General features: G+C 49.7%; 19 protein-coding genes. 7 read left to right on the top strand and 12 right to left on the bottom strand.

Going from position 1 to position 18,860, the window contains the following annotated elements:
* Positions 1 to 66: 66 nt before the first annotated feature.
* Together bamC and dapA are read right to left on the bottom strand one after the other, a co-directional pair.
* Positions 67 to 1,092 (bottom strand): outer membrane protein assembly factor BamC, encoded by a 1,026-nt coding sequence (gene bamC / locus AC6R1A_RS04370; protein WP_500633261.1) that lies wholly within the window; start codon positions 1,090 to 1,092, stop codon positions 67 to 69.
* A gap of 52 nt (positions 1,093 to 1,144) precedes the next feature.
* Positions 1,145 to 2,023, bottom strand: a complete 879-nt coding sequence (dapA, locus tag AC6R1A_RS04365; RefSeq protein ID WP_500628592.1) for a 4-hydroxy-tetrahydrodipicolinate synthase — start codon at positions 2,021 to 2,023, stop codon at positions 1,145 to 1,147.
* Positions 2,024 to 2,336: 313 nt separating this feature from the next.
* Between dapA and AC6R1A_RS04360 the strand changes: the two genes are divergently transcribed.
* Positions 2,337 to 2,879: a glycine cleavage system transcriptional repressor gene (locus AC6R1A_RS04360; RefSeq protein ID WP_500628591.1), complete on the top strand. Its 543-nt coding sequence runs from the start codon at positions 2,337 to 2,339 to the stop codon at positions 2,877 to 2,879.
* Positions 2,880 to 2,893: 14 nt separating this feature from the next.
* Positions 2,894 to 3,364 carry a thioredoxin-dependent thiol peroxidase gene (bcp, locus tag AC6R1A_RS04355; protein ID WP_500632789.1) on the top strand — a complete coding sequence of 157 codons (471 nt, stop codon included), beginning with the start codon at positions 2,894 to 2,896 and terminating at the stop codon, positions 3,362 to 3,364.
* 115 nt (positions 3,365 to 3,479) lie between these two features.
* Here bcp and AC6R1A_RS04350 read toward each other — a convergent pair whose 3' ends face one another.
* The 3 genes from AC6R1A_RS04350 to AC6R1A_RS04340 all read right to left on the bottom strand — a co-directional run bounded on the left by AC6R1A_RS04350 (position 3,480) and on the right by AC6R1A_RS04340 (position 7,073).
* Complete coding sequence (locus AC6R1A_RS04350) at positions 3,480 to 5,351, bottom strand: methyl-accepting chemotaxis protein (RefSeq protein WP_500632790.1); 1,872 nt, start codon at positions 5,349 to 5,351, stop codon at positions 3,480 to 3,482.
* A gap of 408 nt (positions 5,352 to 5,759) precedes the next feature.
* Positions 5,760 to 6,827 (bottom strand): AI-2E family transporter, encoded by a 1,068-nt coding sequence (locus tag AC6R1A_RS04345; protein ID WP_334551158.1) that lies wholly within the window; start codon positions 6,825 to 6,827, stop codon positions 5,760 to 5,762.
* The gene (locus AC6R1A_RS04340) at positions 6,828 to 7,073 is read right to left on the bottom strand and encodes a sulfurtransferase TusA family protein (RefSeq protein WP_500632791.1); all 246 of its coding nucleotides are present in this window, start codon (positions 7,071 to 7,073) and stop codon (positions 6,828 to 6,830) included. It abuts the gene before it with no gap.
* Between the two features lie 253 nt (positions 7,074 to 7,326).
* Between AC6R1A_RS04340 and bepA the strand changes: the two genes are divergently transcribed.
* From bepA to AC6R1A_RS04320, 4 genes are read left to right on the top strand one after another with little or no spacing between them, the layout of a single operon-like run.
* The gene (gene bepA, locus AC6R1A_RS04335; RefSeq protein WP_500628587.1) at positions 7,327 to 8,802 is read left to right on the top strand and encodes a beta-barrel assembly-enhancing protease; all 1,476 of its coding nucleotides are present in this window, start codon (positions 7,327 to 7,329) and stop codon (positions 8,800 to 8,802) included.
* 36 nt (positions 8,803 to 8,838) lie between these two features.
* Positions 8,839 to 9,183 (top strand): arsenate reductase (glutaredoxin), encoded by a 345-nt coding sequence (gene arsC, locus AC6R1A_RS04330; RefSeq protein ID WP_500632792.1) that lies wholly within the window; start codon positions 8,839 to 8,841, stop codon positions 9,181 to 9,183.
* Positions 9,180 to 9,752 (top strand): NAD(P)H:quinone oxidoreductase, encoded by a 573-nt coding sequence (gene wrbA, locus AC6R1A_RS04325; protein ID WP_500625743.1) that lies wholly within the window; start codon positions 9,180 to 9,182, stop codon positions 9,750 to 9,752. Before arsC ends, wrbA begins: the two co-directional genes overlap by 4 nt.
* Positions 9,753 to 9,754: 2 nt before the next feature.
* Positions 9,755 to 10,195: a DUF2069 domain-containing protein gene (locus tag AC6R1A_RS04320; RefSeq protein WP_500625742.1), complete on the top strand. Its 441-nt coding sequence runs from the start codon at positions 9,755 to 9,757 to the stop codon at positions 10,193 to 10,195.
* Positions 10,196 to 10,304: 109 nt separating this feature from the next.
* Here the strand turns inward: AC6R1A_RS04320 and AC6R1A_RS04315 are convergent, their stop codons facing one another.
* Positions 10,305 to 11,591, bottom strand: a complete 1,287-nt coding sequence (locus AC6R1A_RS04315; RefSeq protein ID WP_500632793.1) for a DUF2066 domain-containing protein — start codon at positions 11,589 to 11,591, stop codon at positions 10,305 to 10,307.
* A 331-nt stretch (positions 11,592 to 11,922) separates the two neighbouring features.
* Between AC6R1A_RS04315 and AC6R1A_RS04310 the strand changes: the two genes are divergently transcribed.
* On the top strand, positions 11,923 to 13,173 hold the full coding sequence (locus tag AC6R1A_RS04310) for a uracil-xanthine permease family protein (protein ID WP_334551166.1): 1,251 nt from the start codon (positions 11,923 to 11,925) through the stop codon (positions 13,171 to 13,173).
* A gap of 7 nt (positions 13,174 to 13,180) precedes the next feature.
* On the opposite strand, the gene ybaK is transcribed toward AC6R1A_RS04310, so the two are convergent.
* From ybaK to prmC, 6 genes are all read right to left on the bottom strand, one after another.
* Positions 13,181 to 13,657, bottom strand: a complete 477-nt coding sequence (ybaK, locus tag AC6R1A_RS04305) for a Cys-tRNA(Pro) deacylase (RefSeq protein WP_500632794.1) — start codon at positions 13,655 to 13,657, stop codon at positions 13,181 to 13,183.
* Positions 13,658 to 13,730: 73 nt separating this feature from the next.
* Positions 13,731 to 15,392, bottom strand: coding sequence for a bifunctional UDP-sugar hydrolase/5'-nucleotidase UshA (gene ushA / locus AC6R1A_RS04300; protein WP_334551168.1), 1,662 nt, complete (start codon positions 15,390 to 15,392; stop codon positions 13,731 to 13,733).
* Positions 15,393 to 15,771: 379 nt separating this feature from the next.
* Complete coding sequence (gene kdsA, locus AC6R1A_RS04295) at positions 15,772 to 16,623, bottom strand: 3-deoxy-8-phosphooctulonate synthase (RefSeq protein WP_334551169.1); 852 nt, start codon at positions 16,621 to 16,623, stop codon at positions 15,772 to 15,774.
* A gap of 78 nt (positions 16,624 to 16,701) precedes the next feature.
* Positions 16,702 to 17,511, bottom strand: coding sequence for a SirB1 family protein (locus tag AC6R1A_RS04290; RefSeq protein WP_487903621.1), 810 nt, complete (start codon positions 17,509 to 17,511; stop codon positions 16,702 to 16,704).
* 59 nt (positions 17,512 to 17,570) lie between these two features.
* Positions 17,571 to 17,954, bottom strand: coding sequence for a SirB2 family protein (locus AC6R1A_RS04285; RefSeq protein WP_500632795.1), 384 nt, complete (start codon positions 17,952 to 17,954; stop codon positions 17,571 to 17,573).
* A gap of 23 nt (positions 17,955 to 17,977) precedes the next feature.
* Positions 17,978 to 18,835, bottom strand: coding sequence for a peptide chain release factor N(5)-glutamine methyltransferase (gene prmC, locus AC6R1A_RS04280; RefSeq protein ID WP_500632796.1), 858 nt, complete (start codon positions 18,833 to 18,835; stop codon positions 17,978 to 17,980).
* Positions 18,836 to 18,860: the final 25 nt, after the last annotated feature.

Here is an 18,860-nt window from a genome sequence, read left to right as displayed (position 1 = left end):
GACAATTAAGATCAAAAAAGCTGACTCTAGGTCAGCTTTTTTACGTTTGGATGATGCAGACAACACCTATTTGGCCTGTTTTTCTGCCACCGCCGCCAGCACTGGCGCCATATCTTTCAACAACTCTTCATTCACAGGGGCATCCGATGAATCGGTAATGTTGATGGACGTACGGTTCCCAAGATCGCCAAAGAGGAAGGTATAAGTTCCCGCTTTCAGCTCGGTCGGTTTCACTCCGATATCATCCCAAAACGCATCATCCGGTGAGGCATACTTGGCCTTGATGGTGCCTTGAGATTGGTTGCGCGCTTCGATGGTAAAGCCCATCTTAGGTAGCAATTCTGGCAAACGCTGCCATAGGACATCGTATGGAGTACGAGCGATGATAACCGGGAAACCACTGCGATCTCGGCCCATTGTAATAGGGATCTGTTTAACCAGCTCTTGCGCTTTACGCGTCGCTTCTTCACGCAAATCCAAATCATAGCGAGCGGTGACAAGATTGGTCATCAAAGCGTTGTAGCGAGATTTATTGGTCGCAGTAACAGGCATAGATTTACCGCCTTCGCGCCAATCGATAAGAGAAATTTTGAAGCCGTAGCGGTTGTTTGCCACAAGACGAGAGATATCGTAGCGAGAGCTGAGTTCCACATCTTCATCAGCAGAATTCCATGTCACCCAATCGGTTTCAATATGGTCTGCCGTTTGCTCTACGATACCGATGTTGCGCTCACTCAGCATGGTTTGCGCAGTTTGCCAAACGCGATCCAGTTCGTCTTCGCGTAGCAGCCATAATGTCGTTTCCCCTTCTTTGCGCTCTGCTCGCGCGCCAGGAATCAAGGCTAGGACCTGCTGGGGAGGGCGGATATCCACTTCACGACCAATTCCACCGCTAAACTCACCTTGAGGAATTTGGTAGTTGGGGTAAAACTGAGGCTCTGCGCCCGCCGGTAACGTCCACTCGGTTAAATCAGGGGCATTGAGATACTCAAAGTCGTCTTTGGCTTGGCGACGCTGCGTGGCGCTGCCTGAGCAGGCGCTTAAAACAAAAACAGCTAGTGAACTAACGACTAGCTGGTGAGACAATTTCATTGAAACTCCTAAGAAATCAAAGCCGAAGCTAAGCTTCGGCAGTTATCCTAAATCAGTAGATGCCCGCATCCGTCATGGCTTGCGATACAATCGGCTGCGCGTTGTCTGACAGCTCTGTCAGCGGCAATCTTAGGCTACCGTGGTCAATCAGACCCAACTTATGCGCCGCCCACTTGACCGGAATCGGGCTTGACTCCACAAATAGATTCTTGTGCAAAGGCATCAAACGTTGGTTGATGACTTCCGCTTCATCGTATTTGCCTTCGCTGGCTAAGCGGAACATGGTCGCCATATCCGCAGCCGCAATATTGTTGGTCACAGAAATCACACCTTGACCACCCATTTTGACGAAATCCAAACCCGTCGAGTCATCACCACTTAGTAAGATAAAATCTTCGCCACAAAGTTCACGATGAATCGCAATTCGACTCAAATCACCGGTCGCATCTTTTAATGCAACGATGTTGTCGATTTCAGAAAGGCGAGCAACCGTCTCAGGTTTAAGGTCTACCGCAGTACGACCCGGTACATTGTATAGGATCAGCGGCACTTCGCTGACGTCAGCGATCGCTTTGTAGTGCTGGTACAAACCTTCTTGTGTTGGCTTGTTGTAGTATGGTGTAACGCTCAGACAACCGGCGATACCCGTATTATTCAATAGGCGGCTAAAGGTGACTGACTCGTGGGTTGCGTTCGCGCCTGTGCCTGCTATAACAGGAATACGGCCATCCGCGAATTCCAGCGTCTTGAGTACAACCTTGACATGCTCTTCTATCGATAACGTCGATGATTCACCCGTCGTACCTACCGCAACAATACCGCTGCTGCCCGCAGCAATGTGGTATTCGACCAGTTTTTTCAGACTCGCGTAATCGACTTCGTCTTCTTGATTAAACGGTGTAATTAACGCGACGATACTTCCTGAAAACATGTCTATCTCCCTAATTTCGATACTTATCGCATGTTACTGTATGGGGATTGAAAAACACAAGCGGTTCGTCACGCTTAAATCACCTAAATCTGTGAATATTTATCATATGTTAGCGTTGGCGCAATTCTGGGTAAAATCTATCCCAACCTAGACCACTCCACAACCCGATTTGACTTAGGCTGCGCGCTTTCACTCTACAATGTGAAAACACTCAATTTAGGTGATTAGAAAACCTACAGATCCCGCAACTTTCTCCCTTTTAACTGTGCTAAGCTATCTCATTAACAAAGTTAACAATGACTGAAGTGACATTATGAACCAACATCTGGTGATTACCGCGGTAGGGACAGACCGCTCAGGCATCTGTAACCAAGTCGTTCACCATGTGACGCACTCGGGTTGCAACATTGTTGATAGTCGTATTGCGCTATTTGGTAGTGAATTCACGCTTATCATGCTGCTGTCGGGAAGCAACGCAGCCATCACTCGCGTCGAGACCACCTTGCCTTTACTTGGCCAGGAACATGATCTCATCACCATGATGAAACGTACTTCTCCTCACACTCTGTCAGACAATAGCTATATGGTCGAAGTCTTCATTGAGTCGGACGATAAACCGGGCTTAACGGAACAGTTCACCCAGTTCTTTGCCAGCAAAGAGATTGGCCTTTCTTCTCTTAGCGCCCAGACGATCAATAAAGATAAGATTCAAGCGCCGCAAGACCAGTTCCATATCGCTATTTCTGCTTCTGTCGACTCGGGTTGTAACCTGATGCAGTTACAAGAAGACTTCAACGCTTTATGTAAAGAGCTACAAGTTCGAGGCTCACTTAATTTTCTAAAAAATAGTCAGTAAGAAAGGAATACTTCATGAATACACTCAAAGCCGGCTCTCCTGCTCCTGCTTTTTCTCTTCTCGACCAAAACGGCGATACCGTGTCATTGTCCGATTTCGCTGGCAAGAAAGTGCTGTTCTACTTCTACCCTAAAGCGATGACGCCAGGCTGCACAGTTCAAGCACAAGGTCTGCGTGACGTGAAAACCGAGCTAGATAAGCACAACGTGGTGGTGTTGGGGGTAAGTATCGACCCAGTAAAACGACTCGGTAAATTCATCGAACGTGACGAGCTCAACTTCACCTTACTTTCCGATGAAGACCACGCTGTCGCCGAGCAGTTCGGTGTGTGGGGCGAAAAGAAATTTATGGGTAAAGTGTATGACGGTTTGCACCGCATTAGCTTCCTTATCAACGAAGACGGTGTGATTGAACACGTGTTCGACAAGTTCAAAACGAAAGACCATCACGAAGTGGTTCTGAACTACCTGAATGAGAAAGCCTAACGATTGCGTTTACCACCCACTCATCGCGCCTTACCGTGAAAAAGTTGGATAGAGAAAATTACAGAGACAAAAATGCCAGCAGAAATGCTGGCATTTTTACTATCAAAGGTAGGAACTACACAATGAACTTGTTGAGAATCGCGTCTTGCTCTCGCACGTTCTCAGTTTGAACCTGCATGGCAATACTGGCCTCTTCTGACGCGTTGGTCACCTGTGTAGAGAGATCTTTGATTTTCACTGTGTTGCTGTTGATCTCTTCTGCAACCAAGCTCTGCTGCTCAGCCGCCGACGCAATTTGCATATTCATATCCGAGATTCGCTGAATCGCATCACGAATACGTTGCAGTGCACCATCGGCCGCTTGCGCTTTGTCCACAGCGTCGACCGCGGTCGCTTTACTTTCGTTCATGGCGGCCGACACTGAGCTCGCGCCTGCTTGTAGCTGCTCAATCATGTTGCGAATTTCGGTCGTTGACTCTTGGGTTCTTTGCGCCAGAGTTCGAACTTCATCAGCTACAACCGCAAACCCACGTCCCGACTCACCCGCACGCGCAGCCTCAATCGCGGCGTTCAGTGCCAATAGGTTAGTTTGATCGGCAATGTCATTGATGACCTTCAAAATGGTCTCAATGTTAGCCGTCGCCGACTCAAGCCCTTGCACTTCTTCAACCGCTTGATCGATGCGAGCAGAAAGCATGTCGATCGAGGCTGTGGTGTCACTCACCACCGAGGTACCATCAAGCGTTGCTTCATCGGCCTCACGCGCGGCAGCTGCAGCACCTTGTGCATTGTTGGCCACTTCCGTCGCGGTGACCGCCATCTCGTTCATCGCAGTCGCCAACTGTTCAAGCTCTTGTAACTGACTACGCATTGCTTCGGCAGATTCGTGCGAGCCTTGAACCGTCATCTCTGTGCCGCGTAGGATCTCTGCACCGATCGCTTTCGATTGTTGAATCTGTTGCTGCAACGTTTCCGTGAACTGGTTAAAGCCATACGCAAGCTCGGCAAACTCTTTATCTGTGTTGGTATCAAGACGTTTGGTCAAATCCCCTTGCCCAGATGCCACATCTTGAATCGCCGCGTTGAGTGTACCTAGTGGGCGCATCAACACTTTGATGAGGAAGGTCAGGCCAAGAATACTCAACACCACACCGATAATCACGTAAATGATCGAGCTATTACGCATATCGCTGATGGCTTTAAACGCGACGCTTTCATCGACAATCGCGCCAATGTACCAGTTTTCACTGGGAACATGCGCCAATTTAATAAGGAAATCTTTACCGTCTTGCGTGATGCGCTGTTCACCCTCTTGAAGCGTTACTTCAGGCAGGTAGGTCGACAAGTTCTCGCCGTTAAAGTCCGAGTTAGGGTGCGCAATGGTCGTGCCATCACCTGAGATAATAAACAGGTAACCCGCATCATGAAGATTGGCTGTGTTGACCAAATCCGCCAAGCCACCCAGTTCCATGTCATAGAACATACCGGCGACCATTTTGCCGTTTTCTTTCACTGGCGTGCCGATCGAAATAATGACTTTCTTCGATGAGACATCCACGTATGGCGCAGTGACAATCAACGCTCCTTTGGCTTTCGCATCTTGATACCAAGGACGAACGCGAGGGTCATAACTCGAATCGGCTTCCCAACCATCGTCGTTTTCTACCAGAGACCCATCGGACTCATAACCATATCCCACAGCAAGAAAGCTCGATTTCAAATTGGGCTGCTCAAGGATTTCACTCACACGTGCTTTATTGAATGGGTCTAACTGCAACACTTCAGTCGACGAGCGGGCCAACGATTTTTTCGCTTCCATCTCGGACACCACCGTGTTTCTTACGCCGTTAACGATTTCGCTCAAGCTGACATCCACCAGCTCCTCGACTTCGTTTTTCACAATGGACAGTTGCTGGACGGACAACAGGGCGACCGTCACAAATAGCAGCGCGGACGATGCGGCGACAATCTTTTGATTAAATCTCATAACTTCCCTCGAAAAATGTATAGGTCGTTCGTATTATTGTAGTTATATCTATCGACTGTGCTGACGTTGACTTGAGTAAATTCTTATAGAAACGATAACTTGTAAACAAAAAGAGTGAATTTTTTCACTCAACCTTTCAATATTTCATCGCTCTATCAGGCAACTCCTACCTGACTGTATAAATCTAGCTGCATAAACCAGATAATTCAAAAGTACTAGTCGACTTTTTTGTCATCTAGCCCTTATGCAACCTCGCCTCGTCCACATTGGGTTTGTTCGGCACACCTCCCTTGGCAATATCGAGGTTTTATCGAATAAAATTCTGCCCTAATATGAATAGTGCATAAAAAATAACGCCGCTAGAGTTTTAACTCTAGCGGCGTTATTTCACCGACAACTGACGACTTACTAAGAAATAATATTCTCTTCTTCACTACTCGGAAGAGCACGCCATACCGCTTTAACCAAAGTGGCCAGAGGAATTGCGAAGAAGACCCCCCAAAAACCCCACAATCCGCCAAAGACTAAAACAGCAACGATGATCGCCACCGGATGTAAGTTGACCGCTTCAGAAAACAGAACCGGAACCAACACATTGCCATCTAACGCTTGGATTATGCCGTAAGCCAACAGCAGCCAGTAGAATTGTGGTGTGAATCCCCATTGGAACAATCCGACCATAGCCACTGGCAAGGTAACGGCAGCCGCGCCAATATAAGGAATGAGCACAGAAAGCCCGACAGACACCGCCAATAACACCGCGTAACGCAGATCCAAAATCGCAAACGTAATGTAGCTCACGCCACCCACAATCAGGATTTCCATCACTTTGCCGCGAATGTAGTTGGAGATCTGCTCATTCATCTCAAGCCACACTTTGTTGGCGAGACGACGATTTCTCGGCAGTACGCCACTGGCCATCTCTAGCATCTCTTGCTTATCTTTCAATAGGAAAAACACCAACAGTGGCACGAGAACCAAATACACAGCCAATGTGGCCAAGCTCACCAAAGACGCCAACGACCCTTTGACAACGCTTTCTCCCATTCCCAATACTTGATTTTTCGTGTTGCTCACCAGAGATTCGACGATCTGGAAATTCTCAAGTTCTGGATAGCGCTTAGGCAACTCAGCAATGACTTTTTGTAAACCGACATACATGGTGGGAATATCATTGATGAGGTTGCCGACCTGTTGCCAAATCGTTGGTACCAGACCAAATACAGCCACCAGCATAATGCTGATAAAGCCCAGAATCACCACCACCACCGATAAGGTGCGGGGCAGCCCAACTCGGGTCAACTGATTGACCGGCCATTCAAGTAAATAAGCCAACACGATCGCCACCAACAAAGGCGCAATCAAGTTGCCGAAAAAGTAGATAGTAATAAAACCAAAGAGCAGTATGGCCACTAGGCTCACGGCATGAGGATCAGAGAAGCGTCGCTTGTACCAGCGATTGATCATTTCAAGCATTTAACTGTTTTCCCTTGTGACATCTAGACAAAGAGTAACATGCAAAGCGAAGTGGCCTTCTTGGGGTTGGCAGTCATGTTGCCACCCTTTCGCCGTAACAAAACGCTGAATATCCTTCAACGATTGCGGGTCAGAGGTAAGAAGTGATGCTGAACTCTGCTCATGAAGCGATGTGAGGTAACGTTTGGCTAATAACAGCGCCATCGGGCACCGCTCCTGGCGCAGATCCAAAATATTGGGTTCCATTCTTCCGCTCGATGCATATTATATCGTGAAGTATTGTATAGTGTTTTTTTAAAAGAGACAGTGTAAATAGAGGCGGCTAGGCAAACTTTGACCGCTATTTGACTCTCCCTCAACCAACTAAGAGAATGACGGGTAACACAGGGAGACCACCGAGACATTGCACTCGAAACCAACCGCAAAACTCGGTGTCCAAGCAGTAAGTGCAGCTCAGCTTGCTGTCGAGACAATATCCACGGAGCATTTCAGGAAATTTATGCTTAAACGTACGCGTTCTATCGTTTGCTTGTGTGTAGCGACTGTTTTAGGGACATCTACCGCCAGCTTCGGCCCTGTTACACCGGTGTATGCCAACACACTAGACTTGCCCGACATTGGTACCGCCGCCAGCGGCACCTTGACGATTGCACAAGAGATGCAATACGGCGACGCCTACATGCGCATGTTGAGAAACGGCCAGCCTATCGTCAATGACCCTGTCCTCAACGAATATATCGACGCTTTAGGCCATCGATTGGTGGCGAATGCGGACGATGTGAAAACCCCCTTCACCTTTTTTATGATCCGCGACCGCAACATCAACGCCTTTGCCTTCTTCGGTGGTTATGTCGCGTTACACAGCGGATTATTTTTGCATGCACAGAGTGAAAGTGAACTCGCCTCCGTCGTGGCGCACGAAATAGCTCACGTCACGCAGCGTCATTTAGCGCGCAGTATGGAAGATCAAGCCAGACGTTCGCCTGCCACCATGGCAGCTCTCGCGGGTGCCCTTCTACTTGCAATTGCGGCGCCAGAGGCAGGAATTGCGGCCATTACGGCGACAACGGCAGGCAGCATGCAGGGCCAAATCAACTACACGCGTTCGAACGAAAAAGAAGCGGATCGCTTTGGCATCGCCACCCTGGCGAAAGCGGGATTTGACGTCAACGCCATGCCACGCTTTTTCAGTCGCTTAGCGGATGAGTACCGTTACGCGAGTACGCCACCGCCAATGCTGCTTACTCACCCTTTACCTGAAGATCGCATCACCGATAGCCGAGCTCGTGCGCAAAACTATCCGGCAAGACGGGTCGATTCGTCACTCGATTATCATTTGGCGCGTGCGCGTATCGTCGCCCGCTATGCGGGTATCAGTTCGAAAGCGGCACTCGATTGGTTTGAGCGCACCGAAGCAAAAGCAGAGCCCGAGATAAAACGCGCATTCCAATACGGTCGAGCACTGGTACAAATGGACAACAACCAACTCGACGAAGCGAGCAAAACCCTGCATGAACTCTACAAGCAGCAGCCGAACAATCATTTTTATCTCGATGCGATGAGCGATCTCTATATCGCGCAAAAAACACCCGAGAAAGCCAAAACGCTGTTAGAGCAAGCTCTGAAAGCAACGCCAAACAACCCCGTCCTGACCATCAACTACGCCAACGTCTTGATGCAAATGGATAAGAATCAAGACGCGTCCAAAGTCTTGCAGCGCTATACCCACGACAACCCAAATGATGTCAACGGATGGCACTTGCTCTCGGAAGCCAGCATTCACTTAGGGTACAGTGACGAAGATTTGGCCGCGCGTGCGGAGATTTTGGCGTTGAAAGCCAACTGGAACAAAGCGATTCAGTATTACACCCAAGCGAGCCAACTCGCTGACCTTGGCAGCCTAAAACAGGCGCGATACGATGCACGCATTGACCAACTCATGATTCAGCGTGATCGCTTTATGGCGCTGCAATAACACAAGATCTAACGATAACAATAATGGAGAAAGACTATGTCTGTCGTGATTTATCACAACCCTCGCTGCTCAAAAAGCCGTCAAACACTGGCGCTATTGGAAGAAAACGGTGTTGAGCCACACATCGTCAAATATCTTGAGCAAACCCCAAATGTCGATGAACTCAAGACGCTCTTTAGCCAACTCGGCTTCTCTGAAGTTCGTGACATGATGCGCACCAAAGAAGAGATTTACAAAGAGCTGCAACTGGCCGATGCCGACGATGAAACCCTGTTTCGCGCAATGGCGGAACATCCGAAGTTGATTGAGCGACCAATTGTTGTCAACAAAGGTCATGCCAAACATGGCCGACCACCAGAGCAGGTGCTTGAGCTACTATGAGCTGCCGCCTGATTGTCCTCTACTACAGTCGACACGGTGCAACCCGCTCTCTCGCACAGCAGATTGCGCGAGGCATTGAGTCGATTGACGGTTGTGAAGCGTTGCTTCGCACCGTCAACGAAATAGAGAGCGGCGATGATCCCCTCGATCCCATTATTACTCTGGACGAGTTGAAAAACTGCGCGGGGCTGGCGATGGGCAGCCCTGTATGGTTTGGCAATATGGCTGGCGCGTTAAAGCACTTTTGGGATAAAACGACACCATTATGGCTAGCGGGCGATCTGATTGATAAGCCCGCTTGTGTCTTCACCGCATCCTCATCCATGCACGGCGGCCAAGAAACCACCTTGCAGTCTATGATGTTGCCGCTACTGCACCACGGGATGTTGATTTTGGGGATTCCTTATTCTGAGCCAGCTCTGCATGCCACACGCTCTGGAGGCACGCCTTATGGCGCCAGTGCGGTCACGACACATCAACCACGCACCTTGTCGCAAGACGAAATAGCATTAGCTCAGCAAGTCGGCAAACGTCTGGCCCGCTGCGCACGTCAATTAAAGGAACTCTAACCATGCAAGAGATGCAAGCGACCACAAAACGATACCGTTTCATGGCGCTGCTTGGCAATCTGGCGCTGCTCGCTTGGATTGGACTGTGGCAATTATCGTTATCGCCTCACCCTCACCTCAACAGCACCACACTCGCGATTGCTTGGGCTATCCCACTGCTGCTGCCTATGCCCGGGATTTTGGCCGGCAAACCGTATACACACGCATGGGCAAACTTTGTTTTAATGCTCTACTTCCTGCACGCTTTGACCATCCTTTGGATTGACGACGGCGAACGTTATTTAGCACTGGTTGAACTGCTACTCACCAGTCTCGCGTTTGCTGGCAACATTCTTTATGCACGAGCACGGGGACAAGAGTTGGGCATGAAACTAAAAAGATTGTCCAAAGTGGAAAAAGAAGAGCGTGCTAAGTTCGGCGCTGAAGATAAGTCCGAGGGATAAGGTCACGTTGATGGTCACCCATCTAGCCAACTCACACTTATATTCCGGGTAAAAACGACAAAAGGGGCGGATCATCCAGCCCCTTTCTCATCTCAAATCTTGATGTGGTTTACTCTACTACCTCAATAGGTTCCATCTCCACACCTTCAGTCTCTGCCACAGCTTCGTTGGCAGAGACGTCACTGTCTGGCTGGATCAGTAGCGGCTCAGGTTGATACGGTTTACCTTGCCACTGGAAAAGCAGCACCGTTTCAGTCTGAATAAGCGGGGCTGAAGCCGCCAGCGAGCTCTCTGTCTCCACCAGAGTTGAATCGGCCGTCATCGTATCGCTAGGCTGATTGAGCTCATCGCTGCCTTGCACTGGCAACGTTGGCGTGAGCTCCCCTACCTCGGGTTCAGTTTGAATAAACTGAGTCTCCAGTTGCGTCACTTCGAGTGCAGAGACCTGCTGCTCAAACTCTTCAACACTGGCAAGCAAGTGGACATCAAAGGTCACCTGATTGCCTTGAATTTTGATGATGTCTAACGAGGCGACTGAGCTCAGTGCCTTGAGTTTATTCTCAAGTTGGAAAAAGCCCATCGCGTCATTGAGTTCAATAAAGCGTGCTTTCACGGACTCAGAAGACTCACTCGCCACCAGCACCGCACTCTTTTTCGCGTAGTAGTCGCTGATTTGGTTGATCATTTTATTCGCCGCATCTGCACCATTATTGGCGCCGCTAATCGGTGCTTGACGAGTCACCCCTATGGTCGCTGGCTTTTGATCGTATAACGTCCAACGTAGTGATTCGCCTTGCACTTTCACCACTAAGACAGCATCAACTGGGTAGCGCTGACTCGCTTGACCCACTGGCTGAATAAAGCCGCCCCACAAGTCTGAGACAGCCACTCCGGTAACGTCATCAAAATCGCCAACCGGTACCGTAACAGGCAAGCCTCGCTCTCGCGCTTGCTGCTGCAAGTTGACCAGTGTCTCAGAGCGAGAGTGCTCCCAGATGATGGTGCGATCGTAGGGCGTCTCTTCCACCATCCAGACTAAAACGTTCGCACGTGTTGCTGGCCAAAGCGGCAATTGCGCTTGACTGAGTAGAGAACGAATATGAGGGCCGCTAAACGACATGCGCAGTGAGGTCTCCTCACCGATTTTGCCGTAGCCGAGTTGAGAAACGTACTGAGCGCTCTGAGAGAGAGCCTTCTTGACAACTTCGTTATCCGCAGCTTGCGGATCGCCAGACGCGCGAATGATGACTTGCTTCATCCCTGCTTCACGAGCTCGGGTATCGGCGTTATTCTCGCTTTGATCGATGACGATTTCAGCTCGGTAAAGATCCACATTGGTCAAGGCCATCGCTGGCAAACCCATCAGTCCGAGCGCGAGTAAAGCTAAACGGCGCATACATTTCCTACATCTAATCAAATTCACAAACAGCGATGATAAGCAACTATCCGCTGCGGGGCAACTTTCCCGGTCGGTTGGCAGCAGCAAGCGCGATATGGCTAACACTCTCCTCGTAGCCACTCTCGGAGTGAAACAGCAACGCACGGATTAAAATAGCAAAGCACCGAGTAAACACAGTTCACCTGCCTATTCAAACGAGCAATATTTGATCAAGCTCAGATTGCAATCGTTTGCTTTAATGTTAAAATCTCGCGATTTTATTTTTAGTACCCATGCTCTATCGCTATGTACTAGACCGAAACTATCCGCTTTACAAAGGAATGACGACATGAAAAATGCCATTCAAGGCGCACAAATGCTGTTTGTTGCGTTTGGGGCCCTGGTTCTCGTCCCGCTGCTGACGGGACTCGACCCTAGCGTTGCCCTCTTCGGTGCTGGCCTTGGTACCTTACTCTTTCAATTAATGACTCGCCGCTCTGTTCCCATCTTCCTCGCCTCCTCCTTCGCTTTTATCGCCCCTATCCTTTACGGAGTACAAACCTGGGGTGTACCAGCCACTATGGGTGGTTTGATGGCCGCTGGCTTGGTGTATGTCGCACTGGGTGGTCTAATCAAACTTCGTGGGGTTGAGATTATCCATAAATTGCTGCCTCCCGTTGTGGTTGGGCCGGTCATTATGGTGATTGGTCTTGGATTGGCGCCCGTCGCCGTCAATATGGCACTGGGTAAAGGGGGCGATGGCACGCAACTGATTGATGGACAAGCGGCGCTAGTGATCTCTTCTGTTTCACTGCTCACCACGATTCTACTGAGTGTCTTTGCCAAAGGCTTCCTCAAGCTCACCCCTATTTTGGGGGGCATTGTGGTGGGATACTGCCTGAGCTTGGGCTACGGCATTGTCGATTTCACGCCCGTCAAAGAAGCGGCATGGTTTGCGCTACCAAACTTCACGGCGCCTGAATTTAACATTAACGCCATTCTATTTATGATTCCCGTTGCCATCGCGCCAGCGGTAGAGCACGTTGGGGACATGCTGGCCATTTCAAACGTCACCGGAAAAGATTACCTGAAAAAGCCCGGCCTTCATCGCACGATTGCGGGGGACGGGGTCGCGACGATGGCAGCATCACTGTTTGGTGCGCCACCCAACACCACCTACTCAGAGGTGACAGGTGCGGTCATGCTGACCAAAGCCTTCAATCCTGTGATCATGACCTACGCTGCGGTGACGGCTATTGTCCTTGCGTTGGTCGGCAAGCTTGGCGCTGCGCTGCAAACCATCCCTATGCCAGTGATGGGCGGTATCATGATTCTGTTGTTTGGCTCAATTGCGACCGTGGGATTGAACACCTTAATCAAAAATCACGTCGATTTGCACAAATCTCGTAACCTCGTCATCGTTGCCATTACCTTAGTCTTCGGTATTGGTGGTATGGCGTTTGGCATCGGTGAGTTCAGTCTCCAAGGCGTGAGCCTATGTGGTATCGTCGCGATTGTGCTCAATCTGGTTCTTCCAAAAGACCTGGGTGAAAACCACGTCGTCGACAACGCACAAATGGAAGAGGAAGAAGCGCGCTAATCCACGCTCACCCTTCACAAAGATTGGCAAACTGGCCTTGGGTCAGTTTTGCCAAATCTTGCGCCTCCAACTCGATTTCCAACCCTCGCTTACCTGCACTGACACAGATCGTGTCACGCTCCAACGCACTTTGATGGATAAACGTCGCCAATCGCTTCTTTTGCCCGAGCGGGCTGATTCCGCCCACAATATACCCTGTCACTGTTTGCGCAATAGCCGGATCAGCCATCTCTGCTTTTTTAGCCTTTGCCGCTTTTGCCGCCTGCTTCAAATTGAGTTTTTGGTTAACAGGTATCACAGCGACAGCGAGGTTTTTCGCCTCACCATTGAGTGAAAACAGTAGAGTTTTAAACACGCTATTGGGATCTTGCCCTAATGCTTGTGCGGCTTCGAGCCCGTAACTCTCGGCACGCGCGTCGTGCTGATACTGATGTATTTGATGAGGAATTTTGTGTTTTTTAGCAAGATTGATGGCTGGGGTCATACACACTCCGAGAATAAAAAAGCGCAGCTCTAGGCTGCGCATTCAGTTAATAAGATTTAGCTCGTTAGGTCAATTACTTGTAGACCATCTCACCTGCTGGTGCGTATTGGTTTACATCTACTGGGCTGTTCGCCTCTAGGTAGTCTTTGAGCACTTCTGCATCAACGAAGCCCGTATTGACGTGACCTGGGTGGTCCGTCAGCTTAGGATAGCCATCGCCCCCTGCAGCATTGTAGCTTGGTACTGTGAAGCGGTAAGTGCCGTCAAGACGCAGCTGTTTACCACCGATAAACACGTTTGACACTTCACCGTTTTCCACCGTCATTGAAATGCCAGCAAACTGAGCGTAAGCGCCAGAGTCCACTGGCTTGGTCGCTACAACGTTGAGGTAATCCAACACTTCTTGGCCAGACATATCGGTGTAGGTCAAAATGTTGGCAAACGGCTGAACCGTTAGCACGTCTTTGTAGGTCACGTCACCGCCTTCAATCGAGTCACGCACGCCACCTGAGTTCATCACAGCAAAATCCGCTTTGGCACGTTGCATGTGCGAGGTCGCGATCAAACGGCCTAAGTTGGTCTGTTGGAAACGAACCACATTGCGATCCCCTTCCAGCTTGCCATTGGTCTCTGCGATCTTCACATTCAACTGAGCTTGACCTTGCTCTTGGTAAGGACGCAAAAACTCGAGCAGTTCGCTGTCTTCGGCAATCTCGTCTTCGATAAAGACGCGTTTTGATTCGCCATCCACTTTGACTTTTTTCTTCAAGTTGACCGGAATCAGGTCGTAGCTCACCATCTGCAGTTCACCGTTACGGAACTCATAGTCCGCGCGACCGACGTATTTGCCCCATTCGTGCGCTTGGACGATGTAAGTGCCGTTTTGCATGTCCGGTTTACACTCATCCGATGGCGCGAAGTTTTTCTTCACGACATTTGGCGCTTCCATACAGACTGGCTCTTGGGAGTGACCACCCACAATCATATCCAGAGAACCTTCATCTAGGTAACGAGCCAAAGCCACATCACCCGGTGCGTTCACGCCACGCTTACCATCTTCGTAGTGGCCCATGTGAGTCACAGCGAAAATCAGATCTGGCTTTTCTGTTTCTTGTAGCTCAGCGATCAGCTTCTTCGCTTCTTCTTTCGGGTCGCGGAAATCGATGCCGCCAATAAACTCTGGGTTACCGATTTTCGCCGTATCTTCGGTGGTTAAACCGATGACGGCAATCTTAATACCTTGCTTATTGAACATCTGGTATGCCTGGAACATACGCTCGCCCGTTGCTTTGTCGTAGATGTTAGCGGACAGCATTGGAAAGTTGGCCCACTCTTTTTGCTTGAACAACACCTCAAGTGGGTTATCAAACTCGTGGTTACCGAGCGCCATCGCATCATAGCCGATTTTGCTCATGCCTTTGAAATCGGGTTCCGCGTCTTGCAAGTCAGATTCTGGCACGCCAGTGTTGATGTCACCACCAGACAACAGCAGCACACTGCCGCCTTGTGCAGTGATATCAGCACGCAACTCATCGATCAGAGTTTTACGTGCGGCCATCCCATACTCGCCGTATTTGTTCTGCCAAAAACGACCGTGGTGGTCATTGGTGTGAAGGACGGTGAGCTTGTACGTTGTGTCTGCTTCCCACTCGTGCTGCGGTGCGGTGGCACAGCCAGCCAGAGTTGCCAGAATTGCTGCGCTTATAGCGCTTTTTACGATCAGGCGTTGCTTCATTGTCATACCTTTTGAACTTGGGGGTTTCCACTGCTGAAATTACTGTGCTCTCAACGAGTTAAACGGAGTCAAAAAACGGCTCTGAGAACAGTAAAACTTGAACTAGTTTAAATTAAGGGTTTTTGCGCAACAGTCTGTTTTCATATTTATGATGTATAGATCACTTTATTTCGCTTGAAAGGATGAAACAAACCACAGAGTTTTCATTGGCCGCATCAAGCGATCACAGGCAAACGTTTAGCTTATTGATGGTCTCCCAAGCTTGATTTTGCGACAGAGAGCGTTTAACCAACAGTTTTGCACCCATTGTCCAACGTTCACCGCCCATAAACGAAAAAAGCCAGCAAATGCTGGCTTAATCGATGTTTTTCGCGACGGACTATTTAATATCGATCGGCGCAAAACCCTTAATCAAATCATCAAGGGCTTTCATTTGCGCCAAGAAAGGCTCCAGTTTATCTAGCGGCAGTGCAGAAGGACCGTCGCAACGCGCCTTATCTGGATCAGGGTGAGCCTCGATAAACAAACCGGCGATACCGGTTGCAAGGCCGGCTTTCGCAAGCTCGACCGTTTGCTCACGACGACCACCAGATGCCGCGCCAGACGGGTCACGCATCTGTAATGAATGGGTCACATCGAAAATAATCGGGCTACCGTTGGAGGCTTTTTTCATAACGCCAAAGCCCAACATATCCACCACCAAGTTGTCGTAGCCATGGCAAGAGCCACGCTCACACAAAATCACCTGCTCATTGCCACACTCAGCAAATTTCTCGACGATATTGCCCACTTGACCTGGACTCATGAATTGCGGTTTCTTGACATTGATGACAGCGCCCGTTTTCGCCATCGCTTGCACGAGATCGGTTTGACGCGCAAGAAACGCAGGCAACTGAATAACATCAACCACATCGGCAACAGGCTGAGCTTGCGCTTCGGTGTGGACATCCGTGATAATTTTTACGCCAAATGTCTCTTTGAGCTCTTGGAAAATCTTCATGCCCTCTTCTAGACCTGGCCCACGGTAAGAGTGTACCGAGCTGCGGTTGGCCTTATCGAAAGAGGCTTTAAATACGTAAGGAATACCAAGTTTGTCAGTGACCTTCACGTAGTGCTCACAAATTTGCATCGCAAGATCGCGCGACTCGAGCACATTCATGCCAGCAAATAGGGTAAACGGCTTGTCGTTGGCAACGGGGATATCGCCAACCTGAACGATTTTCTGTTCCATTTTGTTCTCTCTTTATTTAGTCACTGCGCTTAACAACCACAGTGGTTTGTGTGCGTTGGCGGCAAACACCGCCTAGCGCTAGTGTAAAGTGACGCGCGTATCGCTCATCGCGTTGACTTGGCTCTTGAGCAGTTCAGACGCCGGGTCATCAGGGCATTGGTCAATAAAATACTGATAATCATTGAGTGCAATTTGATGACAATCAAGCTGCTGATAGATAAAACCACGGTCGCGGATTTCATAAGGGTCATCCGGGACAAACGTCAGCGCCAAGTCGGTACATTTTAACGCTAAAGTGTAGCGCTCTTCACGCAGCAGCGCCGATTTAATCAATGCTAGCCAGCGACCAATCACGGTTGGATTGTCCGCTTCTTTAAGGTGTTCAGATTTGAGTGTCGCCAACGGACCGCTGTGCCCTATCAACCAAGCGCCCAACGTGTGCTCACACACGTACTCGCCATTAAAAGGATTGATGTAACGCGCCGGCTCACCGAACCACTCCAGTTTGAGCAAAAACTGGGTAGGAAACGTGACGGCCTTAAGAGGAAAGTCCAGTTGACGGCCAAGATAAAGCAGCAGCGAGCCTAAACTCACCGGAATCCCCTTGCGCCGCTTTAGCACTTTATCGACAAAGGCATTAGCGGAGTCGAAGTAGGCATCTTGATCACCGCGAAATCCCCACTCATGGTAGAAAAGTCGCAACAACGCATCAAAACGTTGCTTCTCATCATACTCGTGGCTTAGCGCCAGCTCAGCCTCTTTGACCAAACGAAGTAATTCTGCCTCTGCCCACGCCACTTGAGTGTCTGAATTGATGGCTTTATTCAATGCCAAAGCGCCTTCTACCAGCTCCATTGCATCAAAATCTTCGTCAAATAACTCCAGCATATCTCGCCTAACCACCTGTTTTGTTGTCTATCTTAGTGTTTTTCTCGTTCTGATGTTGATTAACCAAAAAACATCGGCGTTTTGGTGATGGCGACTTTGCCCGCCATCGCCAGCCACCCGAGTGCGCCAAAAAAGGAGAACGTGCGCAGCAGTTTGTTTCGGCCCAGTTTCAAGGCGAAAAAACCAAGGGCAATGTACGCCAGCACGCAGGTTAACTTTTCTGTTAACCATGGGGCCGCTGGTGTGAACGGAATGAAGCGCGTGATGACAATCAGATAAATACCTGACAACAGCAAGAAGGTGTCATTAATGTGAGGAAACACTTTGAGAAACTTGTTCTCGAGTAGCTTTGAGTTGGCCATCATCAGTGCAAATCGTACCGAAAGCAGCGTGGCGCTGATGGCAATGGTCAATAGGTGAAAATGCTTTAATCCTTCGTACATGTTCTCTTCTCTATTTTTTTTCTCTATGAGTCAGCAACGTGGCAACCTATGGTTACTCGATCGTTGCCGCCGTAATCCTTGAGGGTGTTGATTTGGCGATAGCCACTGGCTTGCAGAATCTCTCGCACTGCCTTACCTTGTTCAAACCCATGCTCAAACATCAACCAGCCATTCGGCAGCAAATAGTCGCGTGCCGCACTCGCGATCCATTTGATGTCTGCGAGGCCTTCATCCTCAGCCACTAGCGCACTCAAAGGCTCAAACCGCACATCACCTTGCGTCAAATGTGGGTCACTCTCTTCGATATAAGGAGGATTAGACACAATCAAAGCAAACTGCGTACCAGCTTCAATAGGTTCGAACCAACTGCCCGCTAAGAACGCAGCATTGGTGATGCCAAGACGCTCTGCGTTGCGGGTGGCTAAGTCGCGTGCGTCATCCTTTAGGTCAACCCCGATAACCTTACGCTGAGGGCACTCACTGGCTAGCGCCAAGGCAATGGCGCCCGTTCCTGTGCCCAAATCCAGAATCGACCCTTCAATGTCTGGCACTTTATCGAGCGCAATTTCGACTAAACGCTCAGTATCAGGCCTTGGGATCAAGGTCGATGGCGAGACCAGTAGCGGCAGAGACCAAAACTCTCGTTCACCCAAAATATACGCCACAGGCTCTCCCGCGCAGCGGCGCACTAATAGCGCATCTAAAGCGGCAAGCTGCGCGTCGTCGAGTGTTTTTTCTGGCCAAGTGAACAAAAAGGAACGCGGTTTCTCCAACGCGTGGCAAAGCAGTACCGCCGCATCAAGCGCTGGCGACTCACTGCCGCTTTGCTCAAGTTGCTGCGTCGCTCTCGCAAGCGCTTGTTCCACCGTGGTGATCGTCATATCAAGCTCATCTCCATTCCGTAGT

The organism is Vibrio sp. R10-SG3-ISO3 (assembly GCF_059834225.1).
The sequence above is the reverse complement of the archived record's forward strand: the minus strand, read 5'-3'. Positions and strand labels throughout refer to the sequence as shown.

Bases quoted from the DNA above. Each gene is read 5' to 3' on its own strand.
- bamC (WP_500633261.1), bottom strand. From the start codon at position 1,092: ATGAAATTGTCTCACCAGCTAGTCGTTAGTTCACTAGCTGTTTTTGTT.
- dapA (WP_500628592.1), bottom strand. From the start codon at position 2,023: ATGTTTTCAGGAAGTATCGTCGCGTTAATTACACCGTTTAATCAAGAA.
- AC6R1A_RS04360 (WP_500628591.1), top strand. From the start codon at position 2,337: ATGAACCAACATCTGGTGATTACCGCGGTAGGGACAGACCGCTCAGGC.
- bcp (WP_500632789.1), top strand. From the start codon at position 2,894: ATGAATACACTCAAAGCCGGCTCTCCTGCTCCTGCTTTTTCTCTTCTC.
- AC6R1A_RS04350 (WP_500632790.1), bottom strand. From the start codon at position 5,351: ATGAGATTTAATCAAAAGATTGTCGCCGCATCGTCCGCGCTGCTATTT.
- AC6R1A_RS04345 (WP_334551158.1), bottom strand. From the start codon at position 6,827: ATGCTTGAAATGATCAATCGCTGGTACAAGCGACGCTTCTCTGATCCT.
- AC6R1A_RS04340 (WP_500632791.1), bottom strand. From the start codon at position 7,073: ATGGAACCCAATATTTTGGATCTGCGCCAGGAGCGGTGCCCGATGGCG.
- bepA (WP_500628587.1), top strand. From the start codon at position 7,327: ATGCTTAAACGTACGCGTTCTATCGTTTGCTTGTGTGTAGCGACTGTT.
- arsC (WP_500632792.1), top strand. From the start codon at position 8,839: ATGTCTGTCGTGATTTATCACAACCCTCGCTGCTCAAAAAGCCGTCAA.
- wrbA (WP_500625743.1), top strand. From the start codon at position 9,180: ATGAGCTGCCGCCTGATTGTCCTCTACTACAGTCGACACGGTGCAACC.
- AC6R1A_RS04320 (WP_500625742.1), top strand. From the start codon at position 9,755: ATGCAAGAGATGCAAGCGACCACAAAACGATACCGTTTCATGGCGCTG.
- AC6R1A_RS04315 (WP_500632793.1), bottom strand. From the start codon at position 11,591: ATGCGCCGTTTAGCTTTACTCGCGCTCGGACTGATGGGTTTGCCAGCG.
- AC6R1A_RS04310 (WP_334551166.1), top strand. From the start codon at position 11,923: ATGAAAAATGCCATTCAAGGCGCACAAATGCTGTTTGTTGCGTTTGGG.
- ybaK (WP_500632794.1), bottom strand. From the start codon at position 13,657: ATGACCCCAGCCATCAATCTTGCTAAAAAACACAAAATTCCTCATCAA.
- ushA (WP_334551168.1), bottom strand. From the start codon at position 15,392: ATGAAGCAACGCCTGATCGTAAAAAGCGCTATAAGCGCAGCAATTCTG.
- kdsA (WP_334551169.1), bottom strand. From the start codon at position 16,623: ATGGAACAGAAAATCGTTCAGGTTGGCGATATCCCCGTTGCCAACGAC.
- AC6R1A_RS04290 (WP_487903621.1), bottom strand. From the start codon at position 17,511: ATGCTGGAGTTATTTGACGAAGATTTTGATGCAATGGAGCTGGTAGAA.
- AC6R1A_RS04285 (WP_500632795.1), bottom strand. From the start codon at position 17,954: ATGTACGAAGGATTAAAGCATTTTCACCTATTGACCATTGCCATCAGC.
- prmC (WP_500632796.1), bottom strand. From the start codon at position 18,835: ATGACGATCACCACGGTGGAACAAGCGCTTGCGAGAGCGACGCAGCAA.